Annotated in this window: 7 protein-coding genes and 1 pseudogene; 3 read left to right on the top strand and 5 right to left on the bottom strand. The window is 62.3% G+C overall.

Going from position 1 to position 16124, the window contains the following annotated elements; all coding sequences use genetic code 11:
* Window positions 1-8: 8 nt before the first annotated feature.
* The 4 genes and pseudogenes from NKH43_RS15080 to NKH43_RS15065 form a co-directional block, all read right to left on the bottom strand.
* Window positions 9-9176, bottom strand: a complete 9168-nt coding sequence (locus NKH43_RS15080; RefSeq protein ID WP_352858852.1) for an SDR family NAD(P)-dependent oxidoreductase — start codon at window positions 9174-9176, stop codon at window positions 9-11.
* A gap of 272 nt (window positions 9177-9448) precedes the next feature.
* On the bottom strand, window positions 9449-10186 hold the full coding sequence (locus NKH43_RS15075; protein ID WP_352642734.1) for a 4'-phosphopantetheinyl transferase family protein: 738 nt from the start codon (window positions 10184-10186) through the stop codon (window positions 9449-9451).
* A gap of 257 nt (window positions 10187-10443) precedes the next feature.
* Window positions 10444-11015: pseudogene (locus NKH43_RS15070) on the bottom strand (ROK family protein).
* 117 nt (window positions 11016-11132) lie between these two features.
* On the bottom strand, window positions 11133-11486 hold the full coding sequence (locus NKH43_RS15065) for a winged helix-turn-helix transcriptional regulator (protein WP_023720297.1): 354 nt from the start codon (window positions 11484-11486) through the stop codon (window positions 11133-11135).
* A gap of 120 nt (window positions 11487-11606) precedes the next feature.
* Between NKH43_RS15065 and NKH43_RS15060 the strand changes: the two genes are divergently transcribed.
* Window positions 11607-12917: an MFS transporter gene (locus tag NKH43_RS15060; protein ID WP_352858850.1), complete on the top strand. Its 1311-nt coding sequence runs from the start codon at window positions 11607-11609 to the stop codon at window positions 12915-12917.
* 451 nt (window positions 12918-13368) lie between these two features.
* On the top strand, window positions 13369-13701 hold the full coding sequence (locus NKH43_RS15055; RefSeq protein WP_352858848.1) for an antibiotic biosynthesis monooxygenase family protein: 333 nt from the start codon (window positions 13369-13371) through the stop codon (window positions 13699-13701).
* Between the two features lie 213 nt (window positions 13702-13914).
* On the opposite strand, the gene NKH43_RS15050 is transcribed toward NKH43_RS15055, so the two are convergent.
* Window positions 13915-14793: an NAD(P)-dependent oxidoreductase gene (locus NKH43_RS15050; RefSeq protein WP_352858847.1), complete on the bottom strand. Its 879-nt coding sequence runs from the start codon at window positions 14791-14793 to the stop codon at window positions 13915-13917.
* Between the two features lie 139 nt (window positions 14794-14932).
* Between NKH43_RS15050 and NKH43_RS15045 the strand changes: the two genes are divergently transcribed.
* Window positions 14933-15853: a LysR substrate-binding domain-containing protein gene (locus tag NKH43_RS15045; protein WP_352858846.1), complete on the top strand. Its 921-nt coding sequence runs from the start codon at window positions 14933-14935 to the stop codon at window positions 15851-15853.
* Window positions 15854-16124 lie beyond the last annotated feature (271 nt).

Genomic DNA, 16124 nt, shown 5'->3' with positions numbered 1-16124 from the left:
ACGCATCGCTATATCGCCGCCTGCTCGGCGGCGTCGACCGCCGGTTGCCCGGCCAACAGCCGTTCGATGACTTCCCTTAGGATATCTTCTGCTTCCGCATGGTCATAGCCTAATTGGTCGAATATCAAGGTCAGACCGAGACCGTTCGCGGTCGGAAAGGTACGCAGATCCATCTCGCTGGTACGTGGTTTTTCTCGTCGCATGTCAGGCAGGGGCGTCACTTTGAACATGCCGAGATCAAGCTCGCCACTGGCATGGGCCCTTTGAAGCGGGGCCGACTGCGTGGCGCGTGTCCATCTGTCGACTGTTTGGGTGCCGGCGACGAAGAGGGAGGTATAGGACCCCTTGGCCACGACATCGTCATGCACGTCTCCGAAGTAGTTCGAATCCATGAAGGGCGCGAAATGGATAGCCTCTTCGATCCCTTCTCCGAGCGAACCGGCCAACGCTTCGATCGTCTCGAACCGCGACAGCCGCACGCGCACGGGCACGTCCGAGGCGACGAAATTGACATAGTTCTCCAGCCGCCGGTCGTGGCGCAAGGCTGCTGGAACCTGCATCACCATGTCGTCCACGCCGCCGCGCGCCCCGATGGTCTGCGCAAAGGCCGCGATGATCATGGCCGTTTCCGTCGTGCCGGCTGCCCTGGCACGCTTGCGCAGCGCATCCTGCTGGTCGCTGGCTATCGAGAGCGTCACGTCCTCGCTGAGGCTGCAATCGATCAGATTGACATTCGTCCGCCAGCCTTTCGCCTTGCGCCCGAGATTGGGAACCTGCGGCAAGGGCTCGACGAATACCTTGCGCAGGAATGCGTCGCGCCGCTCGAACGAACCGGGTTTTCCGACATGGTCGAAATCCCGGATGAACCGGTCGATACTCATTTCCACCGGATCAAGAGGCAGCCCGAGATAAGCCTTGACTGTCTCCTCGACGATGAGGCCGAGGGAATAGCCGTCAACGACGAGATGATGTGCCTTGGCGACGATAAGGTCGCTCTCGGAGCCGAACCGGATGATCGTGACACGGAACATCGGCGCCTCGATATCTATGCCTTCCTGCGCGAGTTCGGTTGCGCGCTCCATCGCTTCGGCCTCGTCGGCGACTTGCTCGACCCTGAAGAAATCGGTCGGCGTCCTTTCCAGATACGCGCCGTATCTAGCCCCCTTGCGGAAGAACCGGGTACGCATCACCTCGTGGCGCGCCATGACCGTTTCGATCGCTCGTCTGAGACGATCGGCGTCCATCTGCGGCCGGATCTTGAACTCCTTGCTTACAATGAATGCGGCACGCGCATGCGAAGTCGCGTCTGGATGTTCCTGGAAACGCAGTAACCCCAGTTGTGTGCTGGTCACAGCAATCTCTCTTTCGACGTTGGGCACGCCGTCGAGCGGCGAGCGCTCGACGTCCTGGCTTCCACTCGGCTGACCAGACCACTCGCGCAGCCTCCAGCCCGTTGCGGTGGGCAGCAGGCGGCCTGACGTTTCGAACTCGGAGGAAAGCTCGTCCAGAAACTGATCGAGTAGCAACCGCGCTGTTGCTTCTTCGACGACGTCGAGATCCACGCTCAGCCGGCAGACAACACCGGCGTCGCTTGCCGCTGCGGACAATTGAATCTCGTGCGCGGATGCGGGGATCGCATCGAGAGGATGGTCCAAGGCGGCGAGCGCCGTAACTTGGCTGCCGTCGAGAAAAGCGAAGCCGAATTGGCGCAGCGAAACATGGCGGATGCGCAGATCCTCTTCGAGCGCCAGTTCCAGGGACGACGTATCCATTGACCGATGCGCGTGGCCGTTTGCGTCGGCACGCTCGACCTTCCTCAGCAGATCGTAACCGAGTTCATTCATGGCTCGCAGGACAATCGGATAGGACCCATCCAAGGGGCCTATCAATCCGCTTGGTGCTCCCTCCCCGCGCTCGCTATACCAGCGGTCGACGACGATTGATTGGAGCGAGAGGCGGTTTGCCAAGGCCTTGGCATAGGCGGTCAGAAAGCGCGCGGCCGGCAACTCCGATCTCGACGCGAATGCTGCTGCGGGAAGCGTAATTTCCAGCAACCCGACACGGCCCCTGTTCGTTCCCATACCGGCGGGAGACGAGGCACGACTGCGGCCGGGGATCGGTGTGATCGCAGACGCGTGGTGAAGGATCTCCTTCCAGTAGGCGAAATCGCGACGATACTCGCTCGATCCGGGCACTGGATGAACTGCGCGCGCATAGTCGGCAAAACTAGGCGCTGCTTCGACCGCTTCCGCTTCGTCTTGCACAAGCTGCGCGAGCAAAAGGTGAACCGACAACATGTCGGCAGCCGCGCGATGAGCCCGGATTTGCAGGTCGTGACCGCCATCCTGCCGCTGCCACGCGCCGATCCGCCATAGCGGACCAGGCAGTGCCACATCGCCCAAACGACCGCCCGGCGAAAGCACTTCAACAACAGGTTGAGCCTCGAAGCCGATCTCTACGGCGCCGGACGCCGATATCGCACCCGTCATCCGGAGCGCATCGTGTCTCTCGACCAGTCGCGCCAATCTTGTCGCAAGCGCAGCCAGCGACACGCCGGGCTCAATACTCGTCTCGACCAGGATCTGATTGTCGGCCTTTGCGACGGCCGACGACATCGGCCGTCCATCCAGCATCATCGCATCGACCTGGCGGCCCAGAGGCCGGAAGGCTTCCTGCGCTGTAACGCCATCGGAACTCGATTGTGCGGCCAGGACCTGCAAGGCGGACGCCTTCAGCTTCGCCTCGAAAGCGGAAGCGACGAGGCGCGACAGTCCCGCGATCGTCGGCGCTTGCAGGAACTTGGCGACAGGGATGTCGACTTCGACCTGAGCCTCGACGCGGTTTTTCAGCTCGAATGATGAGAGGGAGTCGAGACCTAGCTCACTGAGCTTGCGGTCATCCGCCAAGGCGCTTGCCTCGACCTTGAGGACTTTCGCCACTTCGCGCCGGATCATGTCGGCGAGCAGGTCGTCCCACGCCTCGCGTGGCGCGGCTGCAAGCTCGGCCTGAATGCGAGAGCGCCCTCCGGTTCTGTCTCCAAGCAGCGGCGAAATCCTCGGATTCGTCGCTGCGCCAGGGTTCGTGCGCGCGATCGCAGCCCAGTCGATATTGGCAAAGCCGAGATTCTCCGATCTGGCGCGCACGAGATAGGACAGGGCCGCCGCCGCTTCAGAATCCTGAACCGGCTTGATGCCGACACTATCGAGATAGTTGGTCATTGCTTCCGACCTGGCAACGAATCCACTGCCGGCGATCATGCCCCAAGCGGTCGACGAGCCGGCCAGGTTGCGACCCCTGCGGTACGTAGCGATTGCGTTCAAAACAGAGTTGGCCGCTGTGTAGTTGGCCTGCCCAGACGAACCGATAACCTGCGCGATCGAAGAGAAATTGACGAAGAAATCCAGTGGGATATCGTGTTCGACGACGGCGACATGCAAGTTCCACCCTCCGGCTATCTTCGGCCTCAGCACGCGGTCGATCTTGCCTGCATCGAGCTGCGAGACGAAAGCGTCCTCGATCACCGCGGCGCCATGCACGATGCCGCGCAGAGGAGCGTCACCCCCAGCATATTCGCCGATCAGCCTGGCAACGGCGGTAGCATCGGTCACGTCCAGCGCCGCGCGAACGATGCGCGTGCCGCGTTGCTCCATGATCTCGATAGCCACAGCCGCTTCGGCATCTGGAACACCGCTTCGATTGGCAAGGATGATAGTCCCCGCGCCTTTCTGACTGAGCCAATCGGCGATCGCAACGCCAAAGCCTTTGAGCCCACCCGTGACGAGGTAGGAGGCCCGAGCGGAGACGGCGAACTGTGCGCCGAGGTCAAGTTCGATGTCCACGGAAGGTTCGTCGAAAGTGACGATCACCTTGCCGATGTGCAGCGCTCGCGAAAGCATGCGCATGGCTTCCGCCGTGCGCGATGCCGGGAAGCGAGTTGCCTCCAGCGGCTTGTAGACGCCGGCGGCAACCTTTGCCTCGACCTCCGCCAGCAATTGCCTGAAGAGGCTCTCCCTCTCCACGGGGAGCGCCGAGAGGTCGATGACCGAATAGGCGTTGTTGCGATAAAGCGAGCGAAGCCCGATCGGCTTGTCGTCGGCGAGATCGCGCTTGCCGATTTCGACCATCCGGCCGAAGGGCGCCAGGCACTCCAGGCTCTTGTCGATGCCGTTGCCAGACAGCGCGTTCAGCACCACGTCCACGCCGCGGCCACGCGTCAGGGACCGCACCTCGTCGGCGAAATCGAGAGCGCGCGAATTCATGACCCCGTCCACGCCCCATTTCTTCAGGAAGGCGCGTTTTGTGTCGCTACCTGCAGTGCCGAAGACTCGAGCCCCCACATCATGCGCGACCTGGATGGCGGCGAGGCCGACACCACCCGAAGCCAGATGGATCAGCGCGATTTCGTCCTGTGCCAATCGGCCGATATGTTTGAGTGCGTAGTGAGCGGTAAGGAACGCTGTCGGGAGGGTCGCGGCCTCGATCAGATCGATGCCGTCGGGTACGCGCATGGCGAGATCCGCCCGGAGCTTGGCGAAGCGCCTGAGATAGCCCTTGCCCATACCCATGATGCGATCGCCGGGCTTGAGGTTGGTCACCCGTTCGCCGACCCTGCGGACGGTGCCGGCGAACTCCAGCCCGAGATTGCGCCAATATGCCTCGTCACTCTCCAACTCGTCCGGCAAGATGCTGGTGGCCGCCATAATGTCGCGGAAGTTCAGTCCGACCGCGGCGACCTCGACCATGACCTCGTCCGAAGCCAATTCGGGATCAGCGATTTCGCGCAGTACGATGTTGTCGATGGTACCAGGCCCCGTCATGGTGACGGCGAAGTTGGAAGAATCCCGCGCCGTCTCCAGCGTCCGCCGCAACGGCGCCACTTCGTGCAAAGCCAGCTGCTCCAACCGCGGGACGTAGCGTTCGGCGCCGCGCAGGACGAATTCCGTCTCTGCGGTTTCCTCCAGCACGGCACCTGAAATGCTCACCCCCGAGTGCAGCGATGTGGGATCCGCATCGATAAGACGGATGCCCAAACCTTTGAACTCGTTTGCCATTGTGCGAGCAATGCCGATTAAGGCGCTCTCACTCAGGCCTGAAAGGCTCATCGGCTGGTCACCTTGCACAAGCCGGCTGCCGGACGTGACGACAACCAGTTCGGGCCGCGGTTCGGACGAACTGTGCAGCCGGTCGATGACTTTTCCAAGCGTGATTAATTGGTGGACGATAGGCGTGATCCTGGCGAGAAGCTCGTCCCCGCCTGCTTTGTCGTCGAGTTTTTCGGGGGCGGCGGCGCTGAACAGGATGCCGCCTTTCCCACCCGATTGGGTCATGAATGCCCGGATCGTGGCGAGCGCTTCATCCGCATCGAGGTTCAGGAACGGCGCCGGGTTTGCGACCTCGACCGTCGCTCCACGGCTAACCAACTCAGCCAATGTCGTTTCGAGGCGCTGCGTTCCATCACCCACCACCAACCAGTGGGCGCAACGCAATGAAGGCGCTGCGGGTTTGGCTTCCTGCTTCTCGAAATGCTCCTCAAAAACACTGGAGCCCGAGCCGGCACCCTGCTTGGCCCTGCTGCCCCTGACCTTGCCCAGCGCCTTTGTCTGAAGGTTGTCGAGAACGATGAGCGGCTGCCCTTCCGGCGAGAATACGCTGAACCGCATTGAGTACGGGTCGAGACCCGGCTGGATGTCGACGATCACCTCGGGCGTCATCGGAGCGCCCAGCAGGATCTTGCGCGCGCCGGTTGGCAGGCGCAACTGATACTGGGCCTTGTCTTCATTAGCCGGCGGCAGCGATTCACCTGGAACCCACACGCCGTCTCGATGCGAAGCCAGGCCGATGCCGGCCTGGAGCACCGCGTCGAGCAATCCGGGGAAGGCGAAATACTGCTTCGACAAGTTGGGGTCCTTGCTCGACAGCCTGGCAACTAGGCGGTCGCCGACAATGTCGAGTGCGTTCACCGACTGGAAATAGGGACCGTATTCAAGCCCGTGCCGTTCGGCGAGACGGTAGAATTCCGTCTTTTCGACAAGGTTCGGGCGATCCAGCAGGAGGTCGGCGGGAGCTGGTGCAAGTTCATATTTGTGGCTGAAGCCATAAGCTTCGGCACGAGTCCTCCAGCCGTCGTCCGAACCCCGATGGAGCGTGGAGATGCGCAGCCTGCTACCGACCGGATCGAACGTCGTCGTAAACAATATGACGTCGTCCTCTGCGATGGAAAGCGCTTCGTACAGTTTGAAATCACGTAGCTCCACGGAGTCAGATCCGAAATGGTCGCGCAGCGCGGCCCCCATGATTTCGATGTAACCGACGGCCGGGAACAGGCAATCGCCGCTGACGCGATGGTCAGCCAGGAATTTGAAGCCTCTAAGCGTGATTTCGTTCGTCCAGGACGGCCCCGCGGTGAAGTCGCGCCATCCAAGCAGTGCGTGGCGGGGTGACTCGAAAAGGAAGCTCTTGGTTTCCTCGGATGTATTCAGCAGGCGCTGGTTGTTCCAGGGTAACTTGGGAACGGCCACGTGGCCACTCGAGGATTTCGGCCGGTCGAATTCGACGCCGGCAACATGCAGGCTGCCCTCGGCCCGCGCCAGCGTCCAGAAATCGTCAGTTTTGCGATCGAGCGAGTTCACCGCGGCGGCGTCTGCGCCGCGCTCCTGCGAGATGCCTCGGATGAGCGGCGTTAGCGTGCGGTGCGGACCGATTTCCAGGAAAGTATTAATGCCGAAATCGAGGGTGAAATCCAATGCCTTGGTAAAGCTGACGGGTTGGCGCAAATTGGCCCACCAGTAGTCGGCGTCGAATTTCGTCTCGAATATGCCGGTGACGGTCGAGATGATCGGCAGACGGCCTTCTTTCCAGCCGACCGGACCCAGTTCGCCGAGGAACCATTCCTTGCAGTCTTCCAGATGCGCGCTGTGCCATCCGAAATCCATGGTCATCCGGCGGGCCGTCGCATCGGGATAGGCTTCCGCGACCTTGGCCAGTACGCCAAGCACCGCGTCCTCCATGCCGGAAATCGTTTGCGCGATCGGGCCGTTGTAGGCGGCAATGACGACGCTTTCGTCACCGGGGAGCAAAGGTTCGAGTTGCTGAACCGTCAGCCCTATCGTGGCCATTGCACCGCGCCGCTCGCTCTTCAGCGGTATGAGGCCGCGTTTGGCGATGATGCGAGCCGCCGTCTCGATATCGATGATACCTGAAACGTAAGTGGCCGCGACCTCGCCGAAGCTGTGGCCGATCAGAAGCTCAGGCCGTACGCCGGCCTTTATCCAGCGTTCGTAGAGGGATATCTGCGTAGTGAAGATGGATGCCTGGGTGACGTCGGCATCGTTGATGCGGGTCTTTTTCTCGTCCCGCAGCATCTCCTCGACGGTCGACCAGCCGACCATCGGACGCAGCACTTCGTCGAACATCTCGGCGGTTCGGCGAAACGCACGGTCTTCCTTCAACAGGCGGCGCGCCATGGCCCACCACTGGCCGCCCTGGCCCGAGAAGGCGATGGCGAGCCGACGGTTGGATGCCCTGCCGGTGATGATGGTTGGCCCTTCCGCGCTTTGCTCGATGGCTCCCTTAGCCAATGCGCGCAGTTGGGTCTGGAGCGCGGCGCGCTCCGGCTCGACGATGAGCGCAGCCCGTTGGGCGAAGTTATCGCGCGCGCTGCTCAAATGGGCGGTGATGTCTTCGACCGGCGTCTCCGCAAGGGAGCCTCCCTGCTCCAGCGCATCGGCTAGACGGCCGGCCCACAGTTCCAGTCCCGCCGTGCTGCCGGCCGAGATCGGGACGGCTATCGGATGGCCGGCTATCACCGGCCTTGGCGCACGGTTGGCGTTGGCGGACAACCCCCGCCATCCTTCCACGGCGATGGAGGCATTGGTACCGCCAAAGCCGAAGGAGTTGACGACGGCCAGGATCGGCCGGCCGTGGTGGTCGATCGGCGTCGGCTTCGTTGCCACAGCGATGTTGAGCGCGTCGAACGGAATGCTCGGATTCGGGCGCTCGAAATTCCGGTTCGGCAGCACGATGCCCTTTCCCGCCGTCAGCACCGTCTTGATGAAACCCGCAATGCCGGACGCCGATTCGAGGTGGCCGAGATTGGGCTTGAACGATCCGACATAGGCCGGTTTTGGGCGTGAATTCACACCGAATACGCGGCCGATAGCAGCCGCCTCGATTGGATCGCCGACCGGCGTGCCGGTTCCATGGGCCTCGACATAGTCGACATCGGCCGGATCGATGGAGGCGCCTTCCACCAGCGCCTCCAGCATCGCTTGCTGTGCTTCCCCGCTCGGAGACGTCAGGGTCGGCGTATACCCGTCCTGATTGACCATCGAATGACGGATCACGCCATAGATCCGGTCGCCGTCGGCAATTGCCCGGTCGAGAAGCTTCAGCAACACGAACCCGCAGCCTTCGCCGCGCACGAACCCGTCCGCCCTTTCGTCGAAGGTGTAGATACCGCCGGTCGGCGAGAGCATGTTGGCGCTGGAGAATGCGATGAACGGCCCTGGATCGAGCATGCAGTTGACGCCGCCGGCGAGCGCCGTTTCACAGGTGCCGGTGCTCAGGTGGCGCACTGCCTGGTCGATGGCAACGAGCGCCGACGAGCACGCCGTGTCGACGGCGATACTCGGCCCCTTCAGATCGAAACGGTGGGATATTCGGTTGGCCGCGATCGAGAACGCCGAACCGGTGCCGGCAAAGATGTCGCCGCCGCCAACACGTCCGCGGCGCAGGTTCTGCGCGAAATCGTTGGTCGAGATGCCGATGAACACGCCGGTGCGTCCACGGCGCAGATCGGCCAATGTGAGATCGGAATCCTGCACGGCCTCGAAGGCCACTTGCAACGCCAGGCGCTGCTGCGGGTCCATCGTTGTCACCTCGCGGGGCGACATGTCGAAGAAACTCGGGTCGAAGCCGAAAACGTCGCTGGCAAGAAAACCACCCCAGCGCGTCCGCATCTTTCCCCGGGCATCGGGCTCCGGATCATAGAAAGCATCGACATTCCAGCGATCTGCCGGGATATCGACGATGCCGCAGTTCTTCTCCAGGAGAAAGTTCCAATACGAGTCCGCGTCCTGGATCCCTCCGGGGAACCGACAGCCAATCCCGATAACTGCGATTGGCTGTGTTGACTCAATGACCTGCTGAGGGGCATCGCCCCCACGATGAATGTTCATGCCCAGACCCCCGCCTAGTATACACCGTGGATTGCCCAACCCCCGGCGCATTTAAGTCACGGCGTATTTAAGTGCATGTCCCAACGGAAGGTCCAAGAGCAAAATTCACCAGCCTAGCATTTTTGTCGCAAAATGTGTCATTTAAGCCGATCTGACTACTTTTTAGGCTAATTTGACTAGTTATTAAGCCGATCTGATTGCTTTTGAAGAGGACCCGTCCGCTCGATCCTCGTCGCCAATAACAGGGGTCACCGAGATCCGGTTCCGGAGCGTCAAGGCAATCCCAAGTCGAAATCGAAGCGGCGTGCGACGGCCTGAGGACCGCGTGCACTCCAGGCGACAGCGGCCACGTGGTGCCCGCTTGGGCGGAACTCAATGAGCCTGAGGGGTTCAACCAATTCCAGCGGCGGCGAGAGGATATAGGCTTCGCCGCTCCCGTCCATCCCTATCTCGAGTCCCTCTCCGGAGAGGCCGACGCCGACAGCCTTGAGCGCGGCTTCGCGACAAGTCCAAAGCCGGCAGAACATGAGGCGGCGGGCCTCTGGCGCCAGCGACTCAAGTTGTGCGATCTCGCCAGGCGCGAACAGAGAACGGGCAATGGACATCTCCCCGCTCCTCGAGGCGACGCGTTCGACATCCACGCCGACTTGCCCGGCGGCAGCCACGGCCACAAGGGCAAGCTCCCCCGAATGCGAAAGATTGAAGGAGAGGCGCCCGTCAGCAAGGAACGGCTTTCCCTGCGGGGTCTGCCGCAGATCGAGCTCTCCCGGCGCCCGACCGGTGTAAATGGACAGCACCCCGCGTAAGCCGGCATGAGCTGCCAGATGGCGCCGCTGATCCTGCTCGAAAACAAACCGGCCGCCCCTGGTCAATTCAGCTGGATTGAGCACGGCCAGGTCCGACTGCGAAAGGGGAGCATCGAGGGCGACCCGCCACACATGGACGTCGATCCCGAGAGCCGGCACCACCCGCCCACCACCGTGCGGCAAGACAACTCCGCTCTGCTTCATCTTGCAGTTTTCTCGGCCGGGCGAGGGGTGGGGCTTGGCCTGCTGCAGCAATATGGCATTGACAACCGCTCCCAAGCTTGCCCGTTAACACCATAAACGCACGCGACCCTTATAACACCTCTCGGCACGCTCATCATCAGCCACGCTCTAACGCGCCAGAGTGAACCAGTCCAACGGCCGGAGGGACTTGGCCGTGTTGCGGGTGCGCACCGATGTGAAACAACGAGTCTCAAAGCACCGATCGATGCGAAGCCGGATCATCGCAGTCGGCTGTTGTGGCGCAGCACGAGGCCGACCGCGCCGAGCAATGCATCGTTCTCCGTGTGCTTGCCAACGATTATCCGCGTGCGCAGCGCGGGCGCCACATCGCGGGACTTGATGAGCGTGTGGCGCTCATATGACGCGATCAGTGGCGCCAGGAGAATGTCGCCCGCCAAGGCCATGCGGCCGCCGATGATAGTGAGCGGCGGATTGAGCACCGAACCGATCAAGCCGAGCCCACGGCGAACTCGGCGGTGTCCCTCGATCATCCGCAGCGCCCTTACGTCGCCCTGCTCGGCCATCATGATCACGTCGTCCATCGTGACCGGCCGCCGCACGATGCGCGAAATCTGCTCGAGCGGCCGGGCAAAGCTGGCATAGAGCTCCAGGCATCCGCGATTGCCGCACCGGCAAAGGTCACCGCCGGGATCGATGCTGATGTGCCCGAATTCGCCGGCGCCGCCGGCGATGCCGCTCACCAGCCGGCCGTGCTGGACAATGGCCCGCCGACGCCCAGATCGACCTTGAGGAGCACGAAGTCGTCTTGGCCGACGGCCGCACCCCACATCAACTCCGCAATGGCCGAGCAGTTGCTCTCATTTTCGGCGAAGATCGGCTGTTCGAGGGTCGGCCCAAACAAGGTCGGAACGATACTCGCGCACAGCACACCGCCGCACCTAAGGCGCTACGCCTTGACCAGCGACATTGGTCGATCCCGTGTCAGTCGATCCGAATGCTTGAGACCCCAGTGCGCAAGCGGAGCAAGAGCGTCGTCCAGCTCCAGACCCAGGTCAGTCAACGAGTATGCGACGCGAGGCGGAACCTCCCCAAAATCGTGTCGGTCAAGGAGTCCGTCCGCCACCATCTCTCGCAAATGCTGGATGAGCATCTTCTCGCTCATGTCGGGAATGAGGCGACGCAACTCGCCAAACCGCCGCGGCTGCTTCCGGCAAAGCCAGAGGATCGTGCCTTTCCACTTGCCGCTGATCACAAGGAATGCCGGCCCCAGGCCGCAGGCTTCAGGTAAGTTCGTTGCCATCACATCGCTCCGATAAGGTACCTACAAAATAGTAGGTACTTGCCAAAACGGCGGTAAGTCAATCACCTTGCGCCTCCCTCGTGGCGTTATCGCGCCGCAGGCAAGCAAAAGGACTTTCCCATGGATATCCCATCCAAGAATTTTTCCGCCGCACCCGATCCACGACGCTGGATTGCATTGGCGGTACTTTGCGTAGCCTTCTTTATGGTTTGCCTTGACGGACAGATCGTCCTCCTCGCCTTACCCTCGATCGAGGCACAACTCGGTTTCACCCCATCCGCGGTGCAGTGGGTGATGAGCGCCTACATGCTGGCTCTGGGCGGGCTTCTTCTTCTCGGGGGTCGAGTATCGGATCTGTTGGGTCGACGGCGCCTGTTCATGGCGAGCACAGCTGCTTTCCTTGTCGCCTCGCTGGCGTGCGGGCTTTCCGGCAATCCAGGATTTCTCATCGGTGCCCGGGTTGTTCAAGGAATTGCCGCTGCCGTATTGACCCCCAGCGCCCTATCGATCCTCATGACAACCTTCGAGGGAAATGAACGGAATCGGGCCCTGGGGCTATGGTCCGCGATGGGAGCCGGCGGGGCTACCGCCGCGCTGCTGGTGGGTGGACCGCTTGCCGATTGGCTCGGTTGGCGCTGGGTGTTCTTCATTAATGTCCCCATCTGCGCCGTGATCCTGGGGCTCAGCCCGTTCACGCTGCGCGAGAGCCGTGCTAGCGGCACCCGCGGTGGCTTCGACCTCGGCGGCGCCGTGACGATTACCGCGGCGCTCGTGGCATTCGTACTGGCGATCACCGAGGTTCCCAGCGTTGGCTGGGCCCATCCGCAAACCCTGGGCCTGTTGGGTGCAACGCTGGGACTGCTCGGCGCATTCGTGCTGATCGAAAGGCGGGTGAATAACCCGCTTGTTCCCCTTGCCATCTTTCGGTCTCGCTCATTTGTCGGCGGGAACCTGACCATGCTCTTGGCCGGGGCGCTCGTATTCGGCATGGCACTTTTGGTGTCGCTTTATGCCCAGAAGGTCCTGGGCTACTCGCCGCTTGTCGTTGGCCTTGGCACGATGATCTATGCAATCCTGTCGATCGTCTCCTCAACACTGACGGGTAAATGGATCGGTCGGGCCGGGGCGCGTGCGATTGCCGTGATCGCCATGCTCTTGATGGGCGCTGGGTGCGCACTCTTCACCTTCATCGTTCCCGAAGGCACCTACCTCGCGCATCTGCTTCCGGGCTTGATTGCCTTCGGGCCTGGTATCGGAATGGCTGCCGTTGCCGGTTCCGTTGCAGCTCTCTCGAAGGTCAAGGAAGCCGACGCAGGCCTCGCGTCCGGGATAAACAGCGCGATGTTCCAGATTGGCGCTGCTCTGGGGGTAGCCATCACCGCCACCGTCGCCGTCTCGATGACGGGGACGTCGGATACCCCGCAGCACTGACCGCAGGGTATGCGGCGGGCTTTTGGGCCTGCGTGATCATCGCCGCCACCGGTGCAACGCTTGCGCTGCTCCTTCTTTCGCGGGACAGAACGCCGGCCCCTGCGCCGGTGCACGTCGGGGTATGAGGAATTGGGGAGCCGCCGTCGCGGCTCCCCAACCAGGTGCGCAAAAGCGAGGCGGCACAGCCTGCGACGGGCCATATGGGTTGCATCATACAAGTCAATATGTAGGCTGTGCCGATGCTTAGACGCGTCTACGAAACCAGAACTGCTCAGCAGCGCGCCCCCCGGCCCGATCGAGTTCCGCGACGCCTATGCGCCGCGTCGACGACGATACGCTGGCTGACGTCGCCGACGTGGTTGCCCAGCCTGGCTCAGCGCGGCCAGAGTTGTGCATAGATATTTGAGGTCCACATGCCGCTGCTTGGCGGCAACGCATCGAGGAGAGCAAGATGGTTATTCGTCAATGGCGCGCTCGCGCCGCGGCGTCCAATCCGCACGGTTATCCCAAGCACTTCAGAACCAGTGTCCTTCCGGCACTGCTCCAGACGGCCGGATTTCTCGGAGCGCAGTTGAGCGTGCGCAAAGTTGATGCCGAAATCGAATTTCAGGTGCAGACCCGGTGGCAATCGATGGAGGCCATCGGCAGATTTGCCGGGTCAGATGTCGAAAAGGCGGTCGTCGAGCCGGGCGCTGTCGCCGAGCTGCTCTCCTTCGATCCGCGTGTATGCCACTACGACGTCATTGAGGACGCAGGGAAGTCGTCCGGGTCAAGCGGAACCTGACCGAGTGTTCCAGCCATCATTCCGTGCAAAACTCGGATTCCAGCCGACGCCGGGAGTGTATCCTGCATCGCCGCGCGAGGAGAGGATGACGAGCCGCTTGCCGGCGGGCAGCGAACTCCGAAGCTGGATTCATTTTGGACGCTGGTGCACCGCCTCCCCCGGAGGCCGAGAATGTCGGCAGCGGCGAGGGATATGGCGCCATCCACGACGGCTTCACCCGCCTTTCCCGCTCTTTCGCCGGATCAGCTCGAAAACACCTGAAATATCTTCATCTCCGAATCCGCTTCCCACCCGTTTGCGGAACAGGTCCAGCATGGGGTTGAGCAGATCGGTGGCGACCCCCTGCTCCCGGGTAGCTGTGAGGATGTTGTCCAGTGAGGCGGCCTGCATCCCGAGGTTCGACACCACATTCACGCCATGCCTGCCGCTGTCGATCTTCTCCGCATATCCCGGCAGCTCGCCCATCATCGCGGTCATCCATGGGCCAAGGAGCTTGAGGAAAGCGCCCGCGCCGATGCCTTCGGAATCTACGAGCGCGGTAGCGTGGAAGAAGCCGGCGAAAAGGCCATACATGCCGCTAAGAAGGGCCAGGTCGTGCAGCGATGCCAGCCCGGCATCCCCGCCGAGATAGTTCGCGGCGCCAAGCGCCTCAAGCGTCCGGGCGTGCGCATCGAAGGCAGCTTTGGAGCCGCTGTAGAGGATAAGCGCATGTTCGCCGCCGATCATCCGAGGCGTCGCCATGATGCCGCCGTCGAGATAGACGGCGCCCAACTTGGCAATCCGCTCGGCCGTGGCGCGCGCCTGTGCCGGCGTGCCGTTGGTGAGATTGACCAGCGAACGCCCGGAGAGCGCCGATGCCGCATCATCGATCACCGAATCCGACGCGGCATAGTCCAGCACGCACATCACGGTGACGTCACTTGCGGCGGTCGCGTCGGCGGCGGACTTCACCTCGCGCGCGCCTTTGGCAACCAGTGATGCGGCCTTGCCCGGCGTGCGGTTCCAGACCGTGACCGTGTGGCCCTGCGAAAGAAATCGGGCGGTCAGCGCCTGCCCCATGGCCCCGAGGCCGAGGATCGAGATATTGGCCATGTACGTGCGTCCTTCTACGTTCCGAATTGCAGCCCCGCCCCACGGCGGCGGCTACAAAGAGATGCAATATTGGACGCAGAAGCAGTAGTGGGTTATCTATAGACCTATCGTCCACATTTAGGAACGATGAGAGCTCCGGATGCTGAATCTCAACGACCTCCTCGTTTTCGTTCAAGTAGTTGATCATGGCGGCTTCGCTGCGGCGGGGCGTGCCCTGGGCATCCCCAAGTCCACTCTCAGCAAGCGGCTCTCCGAGCTGGAAAAGGCGATTGGCGTGCGTCTGGTCCAGCGGACCTCGCGCAGCTTCACCGTGACCGAGATCGGCCGAGATTTTCATCGTCATGCCGCCGCCATGCTGATCGAAGCGGAGGCGGCCGAGCATGTGATCAAGGGTCGCCTTGCGGAACCGAGCGGAACGGTGCGGATCACGGCATCGCTGCCGATCGCCCAGTTCCGTCTAGCGCCGATCCTCCCGCGTCTCGCAGCGAGCTATCCGAAGGTCCGCATCATGCTCGACGTCTCCGACAGGTTCGTGGACATCGTGCAGGAAGGTTTCGACATCGCCATCCGCAACCACTTCGCCCCGTTGCCGGATACCGAACTCGTGCAACGTCGCATCGATTACGACCCCGCCTGGCTCGTCGCCTCGCTCGACTATATTCGGAAGAACGGCATGCCTTCTCGACCCGAGGAAGCGAACGGGCTCGATGGGATTATGGCATCGTCGTCGGAGAGGGTCTGGACGCTTCACGATGGGCAAGGCGTCGTTGCGGAGGTCACGCCATCTCCGCGCTATATCGCCAACGAAACCGTCTCCTTGCGGGAAGCCGCGAGGGCCGGGCTCGGCGTGGCTTGCCTGGCGGGCAGCTTCTGTGCGCCGCTGATCGAGTCCGGCGCGCTTGTCCGCATCTTACCGGACTGGACAGCGCGTGGCGTGGCGACGACTCTGCTGATGCCGCATCGTCGCGGGCAGCTCCCCTCCGTTAGGGTCGTTGCCGACCATCTGATCGCTGAACTCTCGCAACGGCCACAAGGTGCAGACCCAATCAATGCAGACTGATAGTCGTTGGGCGGGCACGTTGGAATCCTAGGCCGATCGCTGGGGTGTCGTGGGCGCCGAAGTGTGATGTCCGCTTACGTGCGACCAGACCCCACAATGTCGCAAAATGAGGGCCGAGCCGTCATCGCCTCAAAAGGGGCTGGCGTGCTCTGGCCGGCGCGTGCGCCGTATGCGGCGGCAAATGGCGGGATAGTGTCCTGAAGGTTCTGCAAAAAGTTTTGGAGAGAGAACGGCGCTTGCTCTGAAGGGCGAGCGGCCATGGCACGGTGGT

It is taken from the genome of Mesorhizobium sp. M1163 (genome assembly GCF_040318415.1).
Taxonomy (GTDB): Bacteria; Pseudomonadota; Alphaproteobacteria; order Rhizobiales; family Rhizobiaceae; genus Mesorhizobium.
The sequence above is the reverse complement of the archived record's forward strand: the minus strand, read 5'-3'. Positions and strand labels throughout refer to the sequence as shown.